The following is a 20816-nucleotide window of genomic DNA, read 5'->3' as shown; positions in this document are numbered from 1 at the left end:
TTTTACTCCTTTAAACTCGCGGACGACTTCTACGTACCGGTGTAGACGCATCTGACTCTGCTTTTTCTTGTGACATATTTTTTAGTGGCTCTGTATTTAAATTTAAACTCTTTGGCAACCTTGGTTCAACGACTTGTGAAGTAGATGGTGCTCTAACAACTTTGGCACTCAGTTCTTTTGCTGTCATATTTGGAACTACTCCCAATATAGTAAAACCAAGCTCGTCTTCAACGAAACGGTCATCTTTAATCGTTTTATCGAATAATTCTAAAATAAAGGCTGCTGCTATCCCGAAAATTATACCCAAAGCCACTCCAATTAATAAATTCAACTTATCATTTGGCGAAACTGGCTTAACGTTAGCAGTAGCTGCTGATATAATCGTTATTTTATCTACATTCAGCATGTCTTTTGCTTTTTCTTGGAAGACTAACGCAGTCTGGTTTGCAATATTTTGAGCAAGAATTGGGTCAGTCACTTTTGATACAATCGAAAACATTTGCGAGTTTTGTGATTGATTTACAGAGACACTCGCTCCCAACTCTTCGACGGACAAATCATTTTCATGTTCAGCCTTCATTTTTTTTTGCACTTCACTCATTACTGTATCGCTTTTAATCAAATCTTTATAGGTATTGATCATTTGTAAATTTCCATTGATATCATTGACGTTCGTTGTTTCATTTTGTGGCAGTCGTACAATTAACTGAGCTTGAGAACTATATCTAGGAGTAATCACAAAATAAGTCAATACCCCAGCTATGCCCAAACCTAAAAACATACTAACTATAATCAAACCAACACGTTTCTTTAAAACTCCAATTAATTCTTGTAAACTGATTGTCTCTTCCATTTTTTCCTCCAATTAACTACATACAAATAATTATAAATTCTAGCTAAATCAAGTGCAAGACTATTTTAGAAAATAAAAAGCACACGCTCAACAGTGAACGAACACAAGAGATAGCATTGTGCCTTATCAATAAGTTATTGACTTGATGGTACTATTTCCTCTTGTAATCCGTTTGGCACTATTCCTGCTGAATGGCTTTCTAAGCGTTTATCAATCAACTCCAACTTATCAGTTAATTCTTTTCTTAAAATGGTATTTTTTATTAACTCAAGCTGATTAAAACTAAGTATAAAATTTTCGATAGTCGCATCATTCGTCAAACTTTCACCATCAATCATTCGTTCAATTGATTGCTTCAATTCATTGTATTGCTTCACCTGATTATCCATTTCATTCAATATAATTGTAATTGCATTGTGCCATACACCAGTATTTCCAGTAATTTCGCTTCGCATCCGCTCAATTTTTTGAAGGGTTACTTTTTCATTAATAACAACAGTATCAGCAGTAGTTGCCCAATCACTTGGTGCATCAACAAGTAAAGCAGCTATCTGATTTTGAATACTGCTTTTATTTTTTATTTGGTTTATCTTGTTCACTAATTCTTGTTTACTTTTAACCACATCAGAAGTATCCATAGAAAAATCTTTGCTCTTTAAACCAAAATCTTCTGCTTTAGACTTTAAAGATTCTATCTGTTCTTCAACTTCAACTATTGAAGATTCTTCTAATGGATGTATTAAAAATTCCTCCTGATCATTTTGATATAGGGTACGAACTTGGTTATTTAACTGCTTTATTTTCACAGCTTCGTTTCTTACTGTCTCTTCAGCGTACTCAATTTTTCTTTGATGCTGCTGACTTACATTTAGTCTTAACCCTAAAAAACAAATCCCAATTGAACAACCAATAACAATTAAATACATAATTATCTTGACTTTATTACGACCTACCAAACCACTTTTTATCACTTTTACACTCCTTTTGAACATACCTACATTTTTTAACCAACCTACCTTTTAGATAACACGTTTCTGATGAATCAATTACTCTTTGATAGTATCCAAGAAAGCGATATACTCTGCTTGTTCAATTGTTTCTTCAATATTAATTTTACCAAATTGACCTTTGATAAAATCAAGCAGACTCCCCGTTAAACGATGGGTAACTGTGGCATTACCAATCAGCTCTATCCAATAACTTTCATTATATTCTTTATGTACAACAGTTTTCACCATACCACCGATATTTTTGACAGTAATAGTTTCTCCAAACTCACCACTATATAATAAAGCGTACATTAGACTACTTGCACACATCGCTGTACCACAAGCATTTGTGAAACCAACACCACGTTCAAACGTACGCACAAATAGCTGATTTTCACCTAAAATCTCGACAAAACTTACATTTACTCCATCTGGAAATATTGGATTTTCTTCATTAACATAGATTGCAATCCGCTCAAATTCTTCACTCATAAGCATTTGATGATCAACAAATGTGATTAAATGAGGATTAGGGACTGCCACAACTGAAAATCTTAGAGTAGAAGACAGATCTGGGATTATTTCATCAATAATCTTATCCTTATTACTCTTCATTGGAATTGAGTCTGTTTCAAAATGAACAGGTGAAATTTCTACTTGATACGTTGCTATATTTTCAGCAATAGTATCTGCTTGTTGTACTTTCAAATCAGCAAACATTGTTTCTACAGTGAAGGACTTTTTATCATGTTTCTCAGCTAAATACCTTGCAACTGTGCGCAACCCATTACCACACATACTTGCTTCGCTACCATCGCTATTGATCACACGCATCTTAGCCAATGACTCACTTTTTGTTGCTTTTTCGACAAGCAAAAGACCATCAGCACCATCTAGCAAACCAGTCTCTCTATTACATAAACAGATCCGTAGGTCTTCAATTTCTTGATCTGTAAAAGGGCGTTCTAATTGAGTTTCGTCTATTAAAAAGAAATCATTTTCTGAACCATGAACTTTTTGCATAGCTATGTTCATTGTAAAAACTCCCTTACTTTTTCCCTTATTTTTCTTTCCCATACTACTAGTATGCCACAAACAAAAAGAGGAAAACAGTGTAATTTACTGTTTTCCTCAAAAAAAGTTATAAAATTTCTATTTTTATCGTCTATTTAGCTGCTGCAAAGCGTTTATTTACTTCATCCCAGTTTACAAGATTCCAAAATGCTTCAATGTAATCTGGACGAACATTTTTATATTTTAGATAGTAAGCATGTTCCCAAACATCTAAACCTAAAACTGGTGTTTTACCATCCATTAAAGGAGAATCTTGGTTAGGTGTTGAAGTAACTTCTAACTTACCATTATTTAAAACTAGCCAAGCCCATCCTGAACCAAAACGTCCAGTTGCAGCTGTTTTAAATTCTTCTTTTAGCTTATCAAAACTACCAAAAGCAGTATCAATAGCATCTTTAATATCACCAGTTGGTAGACCACCTGCGTTTGGTGCTAAGATTTCCCAAAAGAATGAGTGATTGGCATGTCCGCCACCGTTATTACGTACTGCTGTACGAATATCTTCAGGGATACTATTCATATCAGCAATCAAGTCTTCAACTGATTTAGTCCCAAGTTCAGGGTGTTTTTCAATTGCTGCATTTAAGTTCGTCACATAAGTGTTATGGTGTTTGTCATGGTGTAGGTGCATTGTCTCTACATCAATATAAGGTTCCAATGCATCATAAGCATAAGGTAATTCTGGTACAGTGTAAGTCATAAAAAATCCCTCCATTAATTGAGTGTAACGTTTCATACATTCATAGCATAACAGATTTTATGGCAACCTTCAAAGTAATTGCTTACATTTTTTTTGCTAAACTTGTTTTTCCATGCTATCTCATTTAAAATGACGTGTGTATTCAATTTCAAGTCAGGAGAGAATTTATGAACACATTTACGCTTTTTAAACACTCACTATTTCAGTTTTCTGATCTCTATCAGGCTAAGAAAATGCCCTTTTGGAAAGTTATTTTATATGTTATTTTTTTAAGTATCATTCTTACATTGCCAATAACAAAACAAGTCTTTACTATTCTTCAGGATATTAAAGATGATGGACAAAAAATTGCTGCAAAGTTGCCAGAATTTAAAGTTACAGATGGAAAACTTCAAACCCAAAATCAAGCTGAGGGATTTATCTATCAAACAAATTCAATTATTTTCACCTTTGATCCAGAAGGAAAACGATCTCTTAATGACGTGAGCGCTGATTCAGTTGGCAATGCCATTAGTTTAGGCTTTTTGAAAGATGAATTCATCGTGTCTTTGCCTGATTCTGGTGCCGCTGATTCTCTGTTAGGCACCAATCAATTTGAAGTCCCTTATTCAAAGGGCACATTAGATGGTTTGAATAGTCAAGATTTAAAACAAGCACTAGATGAAGCTAATATTCCTTTTTGGATAAAATTAGTCATTTTTATTTTTACTTTGTATCCAACGTTGATTAATTTAATCGTCAACTTGCTCTTAATCACAATTGGTGCCAATCTTTATAGTAAACTTCGTCTTTACAAATTACGCTTTTTTGATTGCTTAAAAATTGTCACTTATTGCGCTACATTACCTGTGATCATTAGCAGCTTTCTACATTTTATCAACCTCACTTTCGATGATAGTTTCTTGATTGTTTTCGTTTCTTTATTGATCTTTTTCCTTGCGATTCGTAAAGAAAATCGGCATCAATCGCCTTTAGTTTAACACTTGGCTACAATTTTTTTGATCGAATCTTAAACTTTTCTTACATTCTCAGGTTTATCATTATGTGTTAAGATAGACCATGAATTATACTTGTTGCGAATCAGTCAGCAAAATAAATAGTGCAGTAATTAAGGAGAGAATCATTATGGAAGAATTAACCCACCGTAAAAATACACGTCAAGTTAAAGTCGGCGACTTAGCTATTGGTGGCAGTGATGAACTATTTATCCAGAGTATGTGTACAACAAAAACACATGACATTGAGGGAACTGTAGCTCAAATTAAACGGTTAGAAGAAGCTGGATGCCAAATCGTTCGTGTTGCTGTTCCAGATGAAGAAGCCGCTGCTGCATTAGGCGCTATCAAAAGTCAGATTTCGATTCCTCTAGTTGCTGATATTCACTTTGACTACCGCTTGGCACTAAAAGCAATCGAACAAGGTGTTGATAAAATCCGCATTAATCCAGGAAATATCGGACGCAAAGATCGTGTAGAGAAAGTCGTTACAGCCTGTAAAGCGAAAGGAATTCCCATTCGAATTGGTGTTAATGCCGGCTCGTTGGAAAAGAAATTCTTGCAGCAATACGGTTATCCAACTGCTGAAGCTATGGTTGCTAGTGCTGTTGAGCATATCAAAATTCTTGAAGACTTAGAATTTTACGATATCATTGTTTCATTAAAAGCTAGTGATGTGAACTTAGCAATCGAAGCATATACTTTGGCTGCACAAACATTTGATTATCCCCTACATTTAGGAATCACAGAAGCTGGAACAAAATTTTCTGGTGGTATGAAGTCTGCTGCTGGTCTGGGCGCATTACTTTCCCGAGGTATTGGAAATACCTGTCGGGTTTCATTGTCAGCTGATCCTGTGGAAGAAATCAAAGTAGCAAAAGAAGTACTGAAAGCTTTTGGTTTAGCAAGTAATGCTGCTACGTTAATTTCTTGTCCGACTTGTGGACGTATTGAAATCGATCTAATACCGATTGCTAATGAAATTGAAGAGTACATCGAAAAGATCAAAGCGCCAATCAAAGTTGCTGTTTTAGGTTGTGCTGTTAATGGTCCTGGAGAAGCAAGAGAAGCAGACATTGGTATTGCTGGCGGCAACGGAAAAGGCATGCTTTTCAAAAAAGGAAAAATTATCCGCACCGTACCAGAAGAGATCATGGTTGAAGAATTGAAAAAAGAAGTTGATATTCTTGCTGCAGCATACGCTCGCGGTGAAAAAATCTAAGTGAATAGAAGTCAAAAAAGATTGAACCTATGAGTAGTTCAATCTTTTTTTGTTTGAATGCTTTTTTGGTACAATAGATGAGCAAAGGGGGAATCAACATGGGAAAACCGATAATCTATCTTTTTGAACAACTAAACGAAGAACAAGTTGAAACTATTAGACAAGCAGCTCCTGAGTATATTATTATTGATTCCACACGAAAATCACCTCAAATGATTGAAGACGATATTGAAATTATGTTAGGTTGGAACGCTGATTTAGGTCAACGTTTATTAGCATCGGATACTAGCCAATTGAAATGGGTTCAATCGATTTCTGCCGGCGTTGACATGTATGATTTGGACTGTTTCTGGGAAAAAGAGATTTTATTGTCCAACTCTAGCGGTATTCATAGTATCTCCATTTCTGAACATGTTTTAGGTGTTTTACTATCCGAATTTCGAGGTATTCGTACTAGCATTACCAATCAAGAAAAACAGAAATGGACAAGAAATAACATCTCTTACCGTCAACTATCCGCACAAAAAATGATGATTGTTGGAACTGGACATATAGGACAACAACTTGCTATTTTCGCAAAAGGTTTAGGGATCGAAGTTTATGGAGTAAATACTTCTGGTCATCCAACAAACGGATTTATCGAATGCTATTCACATAAAAACATGAGTCGCATCGTTAATGAAATGGATATTATTGTCAATATAGTTCCTTTAACTGATGATACTTATCAAATGTACAATGAGCGGATGTTCCTTGCAATGAAATCTGGAACTGTGTTTGTCAATGTTGGTCGAGGTGCTTCAGTTAATACTAGCGACCTGATTCAGGCATTATACGCGGGCAAGATAAGTTTCGCTGCTTTAGATGTTTTTGAAGAGGAGCCTTTACCTGAAGACAGCCCTTTATGGAGGATGGATAATGTTTTAATTACCCCTCATATTTCAGGGCTAACCCCTGAATTTAAGACACAATTACTAAGTATATTCATGAAAAATCTTAAGCAGTTTTTGACTGATAAAACGTTATCTAAAAATAAGATAGATTTACGACAACGTTATTAAACAGAAAATGCAGCTTTGAAAATTGAATTTCAAAGCTGCATTTTTATTATTGATCTTTTTCTGTTTCCTTCACTAGATAGATCGGACGTTTTTTAGTCTCTAAGAAAATTTTACCAATGTACTTCCCAATAATTCCAAGGCAAAGCAACTGTAGTCCACCTACAAACAAAATAATACAAACCATAGATGGCCAACCACTTGTAGGGTCTCCTTTAATGATCGTTCTAAAGAAAATAACAAGCATTGTAATCACTGATCCCACACATGAAAAAGCACCAACATAAGATGCCAAATTTAAGGGTACTTCTGAAAAGTTAACAATGCCATCAATAGAATAACTCAATAAACTCCAGAAAGACCACGAAGTAGATCCAGCTACTCTTTCGCGATTTTCATAAGAAATATACTCTGTGTTAAAACCAACCCAACTAAAAATTCCTTTTGAAAAACGGTTGTATTCTGTTAATTCTAAAATTCCATCAACCATTTGACGTGTCATTAGACGAAAATCTCTAGCACCATCAACCATTTCTGTTTCGCCAATCCTGTTCACCAATCGATAAAACATCTTAGCAAAGAAACTACGAATAGGCGGCTCTCCTTCTCGATCACCACGTCTTGTACCAACGCAATCCAACTCTTTATTTTCCTCTAGCATTTGGATCATTTTCGGTAATAACTCAGGCGGATCCTGCAAATCAACATCCATTACAGTAACTAAACTGCCGCGAGCTTCTTTAAGACCTGCGTATAAGCCAGCTTCTTTCCCAAAGTTTCTAGAAAAAGAAAGATAACGAACTTTTTCAGGATGTTCTTTATATAGCTTTCTTAACGTATCTAAAGTGTTGTCTTTCGATCCGTCATTAATAAATATGTATTCTATGTTTTGTTGAATTTGGGCACTTATTTTCTCCACTTCTTCAAAAAACAACGGAATTGACTCCTCTTCATTGTAACAAGGGACAATAATCGATAGCATAAAACTTCCTCCAAAAAATTATTCTTTTTTGATTATAACATACATCCCTTACATAATAATAAAGAAATCGTGCGTAAACTATTTATTAAACTTGTGATTTCATACCCATGTACAACAATAGCTAATTAAATATACATTATTATGAAATAAACGATATTTCAAAAAACAAATTACAAGAAAAATTATATATATTCTATAATTACATTAATTTAACTTTAAATAACGATCATTTTTTTTGTTTATAATTGTAATTTCTCAATTAAATAGCTATTATAGCAAAGGAGCTTTTCATGATATATTTATTTTAACCAAACACATATCTTTCAATAAAATAGTTAATCAATTATCGAGGGGAGAGTAGATATGCTAGAAGACATATTATTAGATGATGTTGCTTTACGTAAAATCAGTGTCTTTAATCAATTATTATCGACTGCTGACGGCACATATAGTGTTCACTATTTCGAACAAACCACAGATTTTTCTTATGCTCGTTTGAATTCTTTATTCTCTGAAATACATGAGGATCTTATGGAAAAACAAGGCTTTGAGCTATTAAACGATCAGGGGAAAGTACAGGTAGATACATCGGTATTACGAGATATACCCTATCTTCAATTTTTATTCCGAAAAAGTTTACCTTACAAATTTTTACTAGCAACAATTTTAGAAAGAAATTACACATTAGAAAACTTTTGTAATGATCACTTCATCAGTCGTGCCTCTATTATACGTAGACTGCAACCATTAATTAATTACTTAAAGACTTTCAATTTACAATTAAACTGTACACAACTTCGACTTACGGGAAAAGAGAACTTGATTCGTATTGTGTATTTAAACTTCTTTTGGATCGCATCTTATGGCGAAGATCTTTTTTTAGCTTTGGATGAATCAAAACGAGGAATTGACTTGTTCGATCAAGAAGATCATCAATGGATGACTTATGCTGAACCTAGAGAATGGTACTTACTAACTACCATCTCCAAATTACGAATCAAAAAGAAACATTTTATTATGGAACCTCCATTTAAAAACTTAATATTTCCTAAAACAAATGCTGCATTTATTAGAGAGCTAGAGTATTCAAAACAATCTCAAGAGTACATAGATAGAGAATCAACTTTCCTTTCATTTATGATGTTTTACTGGAGTATTTACTTCTATGCAGACGATCCAAGAATCAGTTATGTAAAAGAATATATGGGAAGCAATAAGCAGCCTCTAGGTAATTTAATTGAGCAGTTTGAAACATTCTATCTCCCTTTATTCTCAGAAAAAAAACTGTCTGCTAGCGAAAAGGATTTACTAAACATTAATATTTTCACAACATTTTTGAATCATTCAGTTTTAGAAGATTCATTGCCCTTGGCTATAAATTTTATGGAGACATACATCAGAGATCAAAATCCTTTATACAAGCATCTTTCTAAAAAGGTTAGAACCTTTCTAAATGAACTTATTTTGAAGCCTGAATTTGCTTGGATTAAAAATTGCTTGGAGGATTTAGTGTATATTTGTTCATTTTTACTACTTCCTTTTTACGAACGAAGTAATACGCAATATCGATTGAATGTGGGAATTATTTTGTCACCTAATGCTATTTTTCTACAGTCACTCTTTGACTTCTTAGAACAAATTTCTTTTATTTCTGTCTCATTTGTTACTTCGACTTCCGATGAGGACTACGATTTTTACATAGCTACATCAAAACTATTGTTACCAACTACGGTCAAACAAGATGGAAACTTCAAAATCATCCCATTGTCGCCTGCGTTGGATTATCAGGTTAGCCTTATAGATTTGTTACATACAAAGTATACAGAAAAATCGATTTCTTTCATTGTTAAATAAAAAAAGAAGAAACAAAAGTAAAGCACGCTTTTGTTTCTTCTTTTTTCTATATATTTTATTAGCTTCTATTGCTTCAAGTCTTCCTTGTTTTCAGCGAAGACATATTTTGGCTCATCTGCTTCTTCATCATAGTCTACCAATAAATCATAACCTTTAAAGAACCAATCATCTGTTTCTTCAATAAAGTAAGTGATCCCATCAATTACTTCTTTAATTAATGGTTGATCAGGAGCTTCCACTGACATTGCTATTGAAAAACCTTCATGTACATCTGTTTTGCCATAAATTTTCCCGTAAAAGCGAATACCGCTCTTTGAGGTAACACCTACTTCTTCTTTGAACCATTTTTGCGCACGTGGTGTAATCGTTAATTTCATCTTCAATTTCCTCCCAACATAAAAGCATGGCAGACTATGCTGCAAAGCTTCCTACCACTCTTGTTATTTTAGCATAGAGTTTGATTTTCAGAGTATAAATTGCCTAGACTTATTCATTCATTTTTTCATCTAACAAATCAACATCTTCCGTTTCACCAACTACTAATAAATTGTCGTTTTCTCTGACCATTTCTTGTGCGGCTGGCGATGTAATGACTTCAGATTTCGAACGTCGTATAGCAACCACTGTCAAACCAAAGCGTTGACGAAAATTCAGTTCAGCTAGTGTCTTGCCATAAAACTTCGGATTAGACACGTGAATTTCTGCCAAAGATACTTCATTTGACAATTCAATATAATCTAAAATATTTTTAGAAACTAATTTATGTGCTACTCTGATTCCCATGTCCCGTTCTGGGTGAACAACTAGATCAGCACCGATTTTATCTAATACTCTTGCATGATACTCATTTACCGCTTTTGCTAAAACATTTGGCACACCCATTTCTTTCACCATTAAAGTCACCAAGATACTTGCTTGGATATCCTCGCCTATGGCAACAACTACATGATCGAAATTACGAATCCCTAAAGATCGCAACGTTGTCTCATCTTGAGCATTAGCAACAACGGCATGTGTCGCTATATTCATATATTCATTCACTCGATCTTCGTTACTATCAATAGCTAACACTTCTTGACCAGATTCTATCAATGTTTGACAAATACTGCCTCCAAATCTTCCTAAGCCAATAATTGCATAATTTTGCTTCATTTTTATTTCTCCTAGCATTATATTTGATTTAAGTATAACAAACACACTGATAATTGAACAGAAACTGAGATCAAGTACGTCTTAACTTGTTCCCACAATTTGTATTCTTCTCATCTTTATAAATAAAAAAAAGTGAATAAGACATGCTAATTCACTTCAATCCAGAGTTAAAAATATAATTCTATTATTTTGCTAATCCATGCTGAAATGCATAAATAGCAGCTTGTGTACGGTCTTCTACATCCAATTTAGCTAAAATGTTTGAGACATGAGTTTTAACAGTTTTCAGCGTAATAAACAATTCATCTGCAATTTCTTGATTGCTACGGCCTTTAGCAATAAGCATCAAAATTTCATGTTCTCTGTTTGTCAAATCCTCGTGAAGTACAGGTTCATGTTTTTTTGTCAGACGTTCCATCATTTTGGTTGTCACTTCTGGCTCTAATACACGTTCCCCTCTTGAAATAGCACGAATCGCATCTGCAATCTCATGAGCAGTTGAGGTCTTCAAAAGATATCCTGCAGCTCCAGCTTCAATTGCTGGATAAACTTTTTCATCATCAATAAAACTAGTAACAATAATAATTCGTGCTTGCGGCCAATCTTTTAAAATCGCTTTCGTTGATTCAATTCCATCCATCTCATCCATGACTAGATCCATCAAAATAACATCTGGTCGTAACTCTAACGCTTTTTCATAACCAATCCGTCCATTTTCCGCTTCCCCAACCACTTCAATATCTTCTTGAATCGATAAATAAGAGGACACGCCTAACCTTACCATTTCATGGTCATCCACTAACATTACTTTGATCACTTGTTATTCCTCCTTAAATTTAAAGCTGAACGAGCTCGTTCAGCCTTGTCTGAAAAATAGGAAAAAATGAAAGTGGCGCTCTTAGCCACATTCAGGTTTTATCTTTTTTCCGAAAGGCTAGCTCGTGAAGCTAGATAATACAAATGCTGAACGAGCTCGTTCAGCCTTGTCTGAAAAATAGGAAAAAATGAAAGTGGCGCTCTTGGCCACATTCAGGTTTTATCTTTTTTCCGAGAAGCTAGATTACAGGCACTTGAATCTCAACACTTGTTCCTTGTCCTTTAAAACTGATTATCTTAACAATGCCGCCCATACCAGCTACACGCTCACGAATATTTTTTAAGCCATAGCTGCCAGCTTTATTATCATTTTCATTCATATCAAATCCAACACCATCATCTACCAAGCGCAATAAAACATTTTTATCCACTTGATGCAGATATACTTCAAGTTCTTTTGCCTTGGCATGTCGCAGTGTATTAGATAACAATTCCTGCACAATTCTAAATAAATGATCCTCGATACTACTATTTAAATGAACATCTTCAACATCCCAAGTTAATTCAATTTTGATTTTTGTTTGTAGCTCTTTTAACAGTTGTTCTATCCCTTGACGTAAGCTTTTTCCTTCTAAGCTCACTGGGCGTAAGTGCAACAACAATGCACGCATCTCAGATTGTGAAGCATTAATAATATCTGTCACGGTCACCAACTGTTTACGAAACATCTCTGGGGTTTCACTTCGTTGTGCTTGTTCATTTAAAGCAGAGAGCATCATCATTGCTGCAAATAGTTGCTGACTGACGGAATCATGAAGCTCTCTAGCCAGCCTATGTCGTTCTGCTTCTAAGATTTCTTCTTTTGTTTCCCCATCCATTATTTGTGGACGACTATTCAATAATTGCAGTTCTTTTGACATTTCTAATAATTTCGTGCTGATTTTAAAAATATCTTGATCGACTTCACCAATATACTGATCATTACTGGCATGCGGCACAGCCTTCGTTATAATTGTGTTTTCGTAACTTCCTCTCGCGAGTAAACGTAATTTTTCCTCAATTCTACCATATTGTGCTTTTTGTACAATTGATGCGAGTAAAAAAGTAGACAAGCCTACCAAAAGTGAAATCAAAATGATATGGAAAATCAAGGGAATATAAAAAACTTTCCTTTGAATCAATTCCAACATCCAATTTTTCTGCTTAATCGAATAAAAATATGAAAATAGGGTAAGTAAAACAACAATAAACGTGCTGCACGCAGCGTATAAAGAAAGCATCTGTCGAGAAATCTTACCCATCATACACGAATCACCTCTACGTCTCCGACTAATGCGTTGGTGATAATTTTTAAGCGACGATTATTCGTATCAAAATCATTGCTATAAACTTTTAATGATTCATTTTTAAGATGATATTTTTCTTCTTCAAAGTTAACATTTCCATAAAAAGTTGAATGTTCCAATGACACCCCAACTCCTACGGGAACTAAAATCCTTGTGCGACCAAACCCTTTACGAATAATAATAATACTATCATCTTTAGGTAACAATGTATTGCCCAAATCAACAATAGTATCGCCCGAAAGAATGTCGATGTTGATGTCATCCCACTCATAAACGTTACTGCCGATGCGTTCATTAGCAAACCAGGGACGTTTGAATCGTCGCCCGCTTTTTGGTTCAACATTTGTTGTTTCAACCATAATCATCTGTTTTTTTCTCCAAGGAGCTCGTTGGGTGATATCAACGCCAGCAATTTCTACTCCTTTTAAACCAATAAATAAAACACCAAAAACTAACATCAACCAAAATCCAGGACTATTCATCACTCCAATCAAAATCAAGATGACCCCCAACACTAGCTGAAAGTTGTTGAAATGACTGCGATGAGTTTTTTTCATTGCATAAATAACACTTAAGATACCCAATACTAACAAAACAACTAGACCTGGGTTATGTAAAATTTGCCATAATGCCAAAATAAAAAGTAATGCTTCCACTACAATAAAAAAACGCCATGGGTTATTCATGATAATCCCCCTTCCTATGAAATTAGTATAGCCTGATTCCCATATTAATGTTAGTTGCTCAAGCCCCATTTTACTATAGGACTTTAGCCCTAATTTTTCAGCAAAACGAGGATGGGACAAAGCGTCCTATCCTCGTACAATTCTTCAGTTGAAAAAATTTATTGTTGTTAATTAGCTAACCTTCGTGATCTTTACTTGCATATCTCCACCAGGAGTAGCAATAACTACTTGGTCATTTAAACATTTACCGATCAACGCTTGAGCAATCGGTGAATCATTTGATATTTTACCAGAAAAAGGATCTGCTTCTGCACTTCCAACAATTGTATATTCTTCCTCTTCGCCGTCTGGTAATTCAATAAATGTTACTGTTTTTCCAATAGAAACTTCATCTGAATCTACACCATCATTATCAATGATTTGTGCAAAACGAATCATATTTTCTAGGGTTGTGATTCGACCTTCTACAAAGGCTTGCTCATCTTTAGCTGATTCGTACTCAGAGTTTTCTGATAGATCACCAAAGCTTCTCGCAATTTTTATACGTTCAACGATTTCTTTTCGTTTAACTGTCTTTAGTTCTTCTAATTCTTGTTCTAATTTTTCTTTTCCTTCAAGTGTCATAGGAAATACTTTTTCTGCCATGTTATTTTCTCCTTCTTAACTTACTACAATGTCATATTTTGTTTTCATTGAAAAATTCCGCTTTCAATCCAGAAAAGAGTACCACGCTTTAAGCAAATTGTAAATAATATTCACTCAATTTTTATAATTCTGCTAAAAAGTTTATAGCCTAACTAAGCCTATTACACTCTTCTCTTTAAGGATAAGGAAAGCGAAACGAGCCGCCCATCAACTAGGTTGGCTCGTAATATAGTACGCAAACTTAAACTTTATTTATTTTATTCAGTTTCTTTATTTACATATTTAGCTACAAGCACTTGATGCTGTTCGTACGTTTCAGCAAAATAAACATCTCCAGTTGAGATATCAGCAACAAAATAGAGATAATTATTTTGTATTGGATTTAATACGGCATTTATTGCTTGCTCACTAGGACTGTCTAAAGGTCCTGGTCCATAACCAGTGTTTTTGTATAAATTATAGGGTGAATCTACTTCTAAATCTGTATAAGATACTAATTCTTTATGCTCACCTAAAGCATAAAGGATGGAAATATCTGACTGTAAAGGCATGTTTGCTGCAATACGATTAAAGAAGACTTGAGCAATTTTCTTACGATCCTCTTCTTTCACACCTTCTTTTTCAACTAATGAAGCTAGTGTCAACACTTGTTGAATCGTCATACCTTTAGAATGAACCATTGGGATAAACGGTTCAATCACACTATTGGTCTTGGCAATCATCTTATCTACAAAATCTTCTAACTTTAACTCTTTGTAATAATCATAGGTCGCTGGGAATAAATAGCCCTCCAAGCGATAGCGAACATCTTTTGCCTCAGCGGCACTTGCCAACAATTCTGGATATTTTTGTTTCATTGTATCGAAAAATTCTTGATTTTTCATCAATTCGATAAATTGTTTTTTATTGTAATCAGTATTTTTTTCAACGGCATCTCCGATTTTATCAATATCATAGCCTTCTGGAATCGTGACTTTTCCATCTGCAATCTGAGTTGGTTCTGCCGTCCCACCCTCTCTTAAAAGTGCACCAATTTCGTCTAATGTCATATTTGGCGACATTTGATAGTAGCCAGCTTGAAAATCAGTCAAATTTTTAAATTTTGCATAATAATTAAAGATTATTCCACTTTTAATGACTTTAGTTTCTTCTAAAATATTGGCAATTTTCTTATTAGAGGAATCTTCTGGGATGTGTACCTGAACCAATTTAGTATCCTTTTTGTCTAATGGCTGCAATCCTGCATCGACATACTTATAAAAAGTAAAGCCGAAAATTGCAATCACTAATAATAAAACAGATGCAACGATCAAGACAATCCGACTAACAATTCGATCTTCTTTTTTTCTAGTTTGTTTGCTCTTATTCTCGTTATTAGATCCCAATGAGTTCCCAAATTCCTCTGGCTCATTCGGTTGACCTTGCCCTGCTCGCCTTGACTGGTGCTCTGTGCTACGTGAACCTACAGATTCCATCTCAACTGGTTTTGCCGGCTCGCTTTGGTTACTATACGGTGAACTATCTGTTCTATTATATTCTGCTTCATTGTGCTGTGATAGGCTCTGAGCCTTGTGTTCAGAGGAAGCTGAACTATCATTTCCAATCTCTTCTCCACGCAAAGAACGCAAGACCTGATCTTTAAATGAAGATGTGGAATGATCTTGTTTATTTTGGTTATCGTCTGCCAAAACAAATCCTCCTTACTTTCTATATCTCTTCTTTAACTTTAACCATTATACATGAAAGCTTTTTAAATTTAAACTTATTTAAAGAAAAGTCACTAACTTGTAAGATTTGTTCACAAATTTTGATCAAAAAAGAGACTTAGAACTCCTGTCCCTAGCCTCTTATTGACACTTAAAATATGCAAAAAGAATATTTACGAATATCCACTGAAGTACTCTCAATGAAAGGTCATTCCATTCCTTTTTTCTTCAATAGACCATTTCAATTCTCACATTTTTTATCAACCGATCTATATTTCCTTAAATTTTTTTAACTTTTTATGATTATATTTTCTATTTCTCTGGGTGTTTTAACAATAATGGACGCTCCTGCAGCTTCTAGCTCTGCTGCATCACCGAATCCATACAACACACCGATACTGGCTAATTCATTTTCTTTGGCTCCCTCTATGTCGTGACTGCGATCACCGATCATAACCGTTTCTTTTAAATTAGTAATCTTAGCTTCGTCTAGTGCATAGTGAATAACATCCCCTTTTTTCGAACGTTCACCATTCAAACTAGCACCATAGACCCCTTTAAAATAACTTGCTAAACCAAAGTGATCTAGGATCTTTTTTGCATAGACTTCCGGCTTAGATGTCGCAATATACAAACGACATCCAGCTTTTGTTAATGCCTCTAAGAGTTCGGTAACTCCTTTATACACACGATTTTCATACATCCCTTTTTCCTTATAATAGTCACGGTAATACTCAACAGCTTGTTCAGTTGATTGTGTATCTAAACGATACATTTTTTTAAATGATTCATTCAAAGGAGGACCAATAAAAGAATAAAGCTCCGTTTGCTTTGGTACTTTTAAATCCATTTTTTTTAACGCATAAACAACAGAATGAATGATCCCTTCGCCAGAATCTGTGATCGTTCCGTCTAAATCAAATAAAATCGTTTTATACAGCATAAAAAACTCACTTTCTTTTGTCCAACCAAGTTCAGTCTTCAGATTAGCATTAGAGACAGACGATCACCAATTAAGATCTTCTGTCTCTTGTATTTATTTCTATCGTTCGTGAACTTCACCAGTGTTGATAACTGGTTGTGTGCCTTTATCAGTAATAATTGATACTAGAAGATTGTTGATCAATTGAACTTTACGATCATCAGTAAAGTCGATTTCTTGTCCACCTTCGATTTGTTCTAAAGCCATTTGTGTCATAGATACCGCACCTTCAACAATGATTTGTCTTGCAGAAAGAATGGCTTTAGCTTGTTGTCTTTGCAACATTGCACTAGCGATTTCAGTGGCATACGCTAAGTGATTTAAGCGAGTTTCGATGACTTCAACCCCTGCAACGGCTAAACGTTCTTGTAATTCTTTCGCCATCTCTTCTGAAACTTCAGTTGTATTTCCTCGTAAAGTTAAATCATCTTCATTAAAGGTATCATACGGGTATTGTGTAGCAATGTGGCGAATAGCTGTTTCACTTTGGATTTCTATAAAATCTTGATAACGGTCAACATCAAACAAAGCTTTGGCTGTATCAACGACTTTAAAAACAACAACTGCAGAAATTTCAACTGGATTTCCGTCTGAATCATTCACTTTAAGCAATGAGCTGTTAAAATTTCGTACTTTTAATGAGACGTTGATTTTTTGAGTCAATGGTGTCGTTATAAAAAGACCATTATCTTTGATCGTTCCTAGATACTGTCCGAAAAACAAAATTGCTTTAGCTTGGTTTGGACTAACTATCGTTAATGAGCTTAAAAATAAACCAGAAATCACCCATAAAACCAAACTAATCGCAATCATTGCAATACTTTCATTTGTGACTCCAAAATAAAAATAATATCCGCCAATAATAATCAAGATAACTAAAATGACTAAGGCAATATAACCGTTAACATGAAACGTTTTTTTCTCTTCCATCACTTTATCCTACTTTCTTTACCAACTTAGTATCCCTATCTTACTCTTCTTTATATCTTCTATCAATAGTTAAGGAGAAACAAAATAGTTGCTTATCTGATCGTTTCAGTTTATACTTACTTTTAGTAAGTTAATTGAAAAAATAATTATCAATTTGGAGGGTTTATATCATGGATACAAAAATTCACGGCATTCATCACGTTACAGCAATAACATCAAGTGCAGAAAAAATCTATCGCCTGTTTACTGATGTTTTAGGATTACGATTAATAAAAAAAACAGTTAATCAGGATGATATCGAAACTTATCATCTTTATTTTACCGATGACCTTGGATCAGCAGGGACAGATATGACATTTTTTGATTTCCCAGGAATCCCAAAAGGTTCTAAAGGAACAAATTCAATTTCTCGGACATCTTTTCGTGTTAAAAGCGATGCCTCTTTAGATTACTGGATTGAGCGCTTCAATGAAAATAAGATTGAACATGGCGAGATTCAAGAACGTTTTGGTAAAAAATATCTAGAATTTGAAGACTTCGATAACCAAAGATATCAATTGATATCAGATGAAAATAATCAAGGAGTCCCTAGTGGCATTCCTTGGAAAAAAGCGAATATACCTGCTGAACACGCATTGGTTGGATTAGGTCCAGTCTTTGTAACGGTGTCAGATTTTGAACATATGCAACGTGTTTTAGTTGGGGTTTTAGGATTTAAATTAGTAGATGCTCAGGGAAGTTTTCATTTATTTGAAGTTGGCGAAGGTGGTAACGGGGCAAGTATTATTGTGGAACATCGTGACGATCTTCCAGAAGCTCAAGAAGGTTTTGGTAATGTTCATCACCTAGCACTTCGTGTCACAGATCAAGAAGCTTTGCGTTTCTGGATTGATAAAATCAATCAATTACAATTCCCGCATTCTGGTTTTGTTGAGCGTTTTTACTTTAAATCTGAGTATTTCAGAGCCGCTCCACATATTTTATTTGAATTAGCAACTGATGGACCAGGTTTCTTAGAAGACGAAACCTATGAAAATGCTGGTGAAAAAATTTCTTTACCACCATTTTTAGAAAGCAAACGAAAAGAAATCGAAGAATTCGTTCGACCATTTGATACTTCTGATGCGAATAAACCGCGTTAATAACTGAGGATTGGAGAAGTCTAATGCTGCATTATTCTGCAAAATATTTATCATCAAAACAGGCTTATAAATTTCTATCCGGTAGTATCATTCCTCGTCCAATTGCGTGGGTGACAACGCTAAATAAAAATAAACAAGTTGTAAATGCTGCACCTTTTAGTTTTTTCAATGCTGCTGCAGCTGACATTCCATTAGTAACGTTATCAATTCTCAGGCGGAATGGTGAAATAAAAGATACGGCTAGAAATATTTTAGACACAAAAGAACTTGTGATCCACTTGATCAACGATCAGGTTGTTGAATCTATGAATAAAACAGCTGCTTCTTTAGATCCCGACCAAAGTGAGATCAGTCTTAATCAAATCAGAACCACTGCAAGCAACTCTGTAGATGTTCCAGGAATAAAAGCAGCACCGATTCGAATGGAAGGACGTCTCCATCAATATGTACCAGTTAAAAATCATGAAAACCAAGTGATTACTGATTTATTTATTGTGGAGATAACAGATTTTCACTTTGATGAAGCTGTTTTCGATAAAGAAAATGAGTACATTTTACCAGAAGTATTCAAACCAATTGCTCGATTAGCTGGTAATACTTACGCACATATTGATGATCTATTTGATTTAAAAAGACCCGAATAAAAAAACGAGAAGGAGGCGATCCTTCTCGTTTTTTTATTCGTTTTTTTCTGGTCGCAAATCAACAATAGGGACATTTCCATCCAAGGTACCACTTGTACCCTTCAACTTGAATACTTGTAGTCGGAGATCAACATCTAATATCATCTCTTCATCTAAATACCTTTTAGAGTAGTCCTTGATGTAAATTGCACCGATAGCTGAGTCTAATGTCAAATCAAAATCAGTTTTATCTTGCAGTTGATTCAGTATCAACAATCGGAAACTCGTATCTAGTGAACAACCACCCATTTTGGAATACTTACCAACACCATCATCTAGATCCAAAATAATCACTGTCTTGCTTTCAATATAAGGAGTTAATTTCACCTGTGCTTCATCACTAACTGTTAAATACATTCTTTCACCGCCTCCTGCTTTACTTATAAAGTAAACCTACTATGATTAGTCTAAGCGTGAATAATTCCCAGCCATAAATTCTTTTGAGCGTTCAACGTAATGTTCAGCATTTTCTTTATTTTTACGAATTTCTTCTCTTGTTAATGGGCGAATCACTCTAGCTGGTCGTCCAAATGCTAGAACATTAGGCGGAATTTCTGTCCCTTCAGTGACTAAAGAACCTGCACCGATCAAGCTATTTTTCCCAACTATTGCATGATTTAAAATCGTCGAACCCATGCCAATCAAAGCGCCATCTTCTATGGTACAGCCATGAAGCATACACTGATGACCAATCGTTACATTTTCACCAATAACGACAGGGGCATCCTGATCAACATGGATTACAGTACCGTCTTGGACATTACTACCTGTATTGATGGTAATTGAATTATTATCCCCTCTCAATACAGATTGAAACCAAATACTTGTATCTTTAGCTAATGTCACATTGCCATAAACATCTGCGCTTGCTGCAATAAAATAATCTTTTGTCATTTGTTTCACCTCTTCTATTATCTATAAGTATATCAAATTTGAGAACATACTCGGATAGATACGCATTCTTTTTAGAAATTCTTCAAAAAAAAAGAAAAGACACCTCA

The 20816-nt window shown here is 34.7% G+C and carries 22 protein-coding genes; 6 read left to right on the top strand and 16 right to left on the bottom strand.

From position 1 onward, the window contains the following. Positions 1–10: 10 nt before the first annotated feature. The 4 genes from BCR23_RS14240 to BCR23_RS14225 form a co-directional block, all read right to left on the bottom strand. On the bottom strand, positions 11–853 hold the full coding sequence (locus BCR23_RS14240) for a YveK family protein (RefSeq protein ID WP_069636160.1): 843 nt from the start codon (positions 851–853) through the stop codon (positions 11–13). Between the two features lie 134 nt (positions 854–987). Further along, positions 988–1824 (bottom strand): hypothetical protein, encoded by an 837-nt coding sequence (locus tag BCR23_RS14235; RefSeq protein WP_069636159.1) that lies wholly within the window; start codon positions 1822–1824, stop codon positions 988–990. A gap of 75 nt (positions 1825–1899) precedes the next feature. Then, on the bottom strand, positions 1900–2877 hold the full coding sequence (gene dapF, locus BCR23_RS14230; RefSeq protein ID WP_069636158.1) for a diaminopimelate epimerase: 978 nt from the start codon (positions 2875–2877) through the stop codon (positions 1900–1902). A gap of 130 nt (positions 2878–3007) precedes the next feature. Further along, the gene (locus BCR23_RS14225) at positions 3008–3616 is read right to left on the bottom strand and encodes a superoxide dismutase (protein ID WP_069636157.1); all 609 of its coding nucleotides are present in this window, start codon (positions 3614–3616) and stop codon (positions 3008–3010) included. Between the two features lie 167 nt (positions 3617–3783). Here BCR23_RS14225 and BCR23_RS14220 point away from each other — a divergent pair, with 167 nt between their 5' ends. The 3 genes from BCR23_RS14220 (at position 3784) to BCR23_RS14210 (ending at position 6894) form a co-directional block, all read left to right on the top strand. Next, positions 3784–4596: a DUF1189 domain-containing protein gene (locus BCR23_RS14220; protein WP_069636156.1), complete on the top strand. Its 813-nt coding sequence runs from the start codon at positions 3784–3786 to the stop codon at positions 4594–4596. A 145-nt stretch (positions 4597–4741) separates the two neighbouring features. After that, positions 4742–5833 (top strand): flavodoxin-dependent (E)-4-hydroxy-3-methylbut-2-enyl-diphosphate synthase, encoded by a 1092-nt coding sequence (gene ispG, locus BCR23_RS14215; RefSeq protein WP_069636155.1) that lies wholly within the window; start codon positions 4742–4744, stop codon positions 5831–5833. Between the two features lie 98 nt (positions 5834–5931). After that, entirely contained in the window at positions 5932–6894 is a 963-nt protein-coding gene (locus BCR23_RS14210; RefSeq protein WP_069636154.1) for an NAD(P)-dependent oxidoreductase, read from the top strand. 46 nt (positions 6895–6940) lie between these two features. On the opposite strand, the gene BCR23_RS14205 is transcribed toward BCR23_RS14210, so the two are convergent. Beyond that, positions 6941–7873, bottom strand: a complete 933-nt coding sequence (locus BCR23_RS14205) for a glycosyltransferase family 2 protein (protein WP_069636153.1) — start codon at positions 7871–7873, stop codon at positions 6941–6943. Between the two features lie 363 nt (positions 7874–8236). Between BCR23_RS14205 and BCR23_RS14200 the strand changes: the two genes are divergently transcribed. Beyond that, a complete protein-coding gene (locus BCR23_RS14200) occupies positions 8237–9727 on the top strand; it encodes a helix-turn-helix domain-containing protein (RefSeq protein WP_069636152.1) in 1491 nt (496 codons plus the stop codon). A gap of 65 nt (positions 9728–9792) precedes the next feature. Here the strand turns inward: BCR23_RS14200 and BCR23_RS14195 are convergent, their stop codons facing one another. From BCR23_RS14195 to BCR23_RS14155, 9 genes are all read right to left on the bottom strand, one after another. After that, positions 9793–10104, bottom strand: coding sequence for a HesB/YadR/YfhF family protein (locus BCR23_RS14195; RefSeq protein ID WP_069636151.1), 312 nt, complete (start codon positions 10102–10104; stop codon positions 9793–9795). A gap of 109 nt (positions 10105–10213) precedes the next feature. Beyond that, the gene (locus BCR23_RS14190) at positions 10214–10879 is read right to left on the bottom strand and encodes a potassium channel family protein (protein WP_069636150.1); all 666 of its coding nucleotides are present in this window, start codon (positions 10877–10879) and stop codon (positions 10214–10216) included. 184 nt (positions 10880–11063) lie between these two features. Then, positions 11064–11696: a response regulator gene (locus BCR23_RS14185; RefSeq protein WP_069636149.1), complete on the bottom strand. Its 633-nt coding sequence runs from the start codon at positions 11694–11696 to the stop codon at positions 11064–11066. Positions 11697–11934: 238 nt separating this feature from the next. Continuing rightward, positions 11935–12999, bottom strand: a complete 1065-nt coding sequence (locus BCR23_RS14180) for a sensor histidine kinase (RefSeq protein ID WP_069636148.1) — start codon at positions 12997–12999, stop codon at positions 11935–11937. After that, positions 12996–13727: a cell wall-active antibiotics response protein LiaF gene (gene liaF / locus BCR23_RS14175; protein WP_069636147.1), complete on the bottom strand. Its 732-nt coding sequence runs from the start codon at positions 13725–13727 to the stop codon at positions 12996–12998. Before liaF ends, BCR23_RS14180 begins: the two co-directional genes overlap by 4 nt. Before the next feature lie 171 nt (positions 13728–13898). Further along, on the bottom strand, positions 13899–14372 hold the full coding sequence (gene greA, locus BCR23_RS14170) for a transcription elongation factor GreA (protein ID WP_069636146.1): 474 nt from the start codon (positions 14370–14372) through the stop codon (positions 13899–13901). A 257-nt stretch (positions 14373–14629) separates the two neighbouring features. Next, the gene (gene mltG, locus BCR23_RS14165) at positions 14630–16060 is read right to left on the bottom strand and encodes an endolytic transglycosylase MltG (RefSeq protein WP_069636145.1); all 1431 of its coding nucleotides are present in this window, start codon (positions 16058–16060) and stop codon (positions 14630–14632) included. A 307-nt stretch (positions 16061–16367) separates the two neighbouring features. Beyond that, on the bottom strand, positions 16368–17021 hold the full coding sequence (locus BCR23_RS14160; protein WP_069636144.1) for an HAD family hydrolase: 654 nt from the start codon (positions 17019–17021) through the stop codon (positions 16368–16370). Between the two features lie 99 nt (positions 17022–17120). Further along, entirely contained in the window at positions 17121–17990 is an 870-nt protein-coding gene (locus tag BCR23_RS14155) for an SPFH domain-containing protein (protein ID WP_069636143.1), read from the bottom strand. Between the two features lie 170 nt (positions 17991–18160). Between BCR23_RS14155 and BCR23_RS14150 the strand changes: the two genes are divergently transcribed. Together BCR23_RS14150 and BCR23_RS14145 are read left to right on the top strand one after the other, a co-directional pair. Beyond that, positions 18161–19132 (top strand): ring-cleaving dioxygenase, encoded by a 972-nt coding sequence (locus BCR23_RS14150; RefSeq protein WP_069636142.1) that lies wholly within the window; start codon positions 18161–18163, stop codon positions 19130–19132. A 23-nt stretch (positions 19133–19155) separates the two neighbouring features. Next, the gene (locus BCR23_RS14145) at positions 19156–19776 is read left to right on the top strand and encodes a flavin reductase family protein (protein ID WP_069636141.1); all 621 of its coding nucleotides are present in this window, start codon (positions 19156–19158) and stop codon (positions 19774–19776) included. Positions 19777–19809: 33 nt separating this feature from the next. On the opposite strand, the gene BCR23_RS14140 is transcribed toward BCR23_RS14145, so the two are convergent. Both BCR23_RS14140 and BCR23_RS14135 read right to left on the bottom strand, forming a co-directional pair. Beyond that, positions 19810–20172 (bottom strand): iron-sulfur cluster biosynthesis family protein, encoded by a 363-nt coding sequence (locus BCR23_RS14140; protein ID WP_069636140.1) that lies wholly within the window; start codon positions 20170–20172, stop codon positions 19810–19812. Positions 20173–20217: 45 nt separating this feature from the next. After that, a complete protein-coding gene (locus tag BCR23_RS14135; protein WP_069636139.1) occupies positions 20218–20709 on the bottom strand; it encodes a gamma carbonic anhydrase family protein in 492 nt (163 codons plus the stop codon). Between the last annotated feature and the right edge of the window lie 107 nt (positions 20710–20816).

The sequence above is a fragment of the Enterococcus quebecensis genome (assembly GCF_001730365.1).
GTDB classification, from domain to species: domain Bacteria; phylum Bacillota; class Bacilli; order Lactobacillales; family Enterococcaceae; genus Enterococcus_L; species Enterococcus_L quebecensis.
Note: the sequence above shows the minus strand (reverse complement) of the source record. Positions and strands in the feature narration are given on the sequence as shown.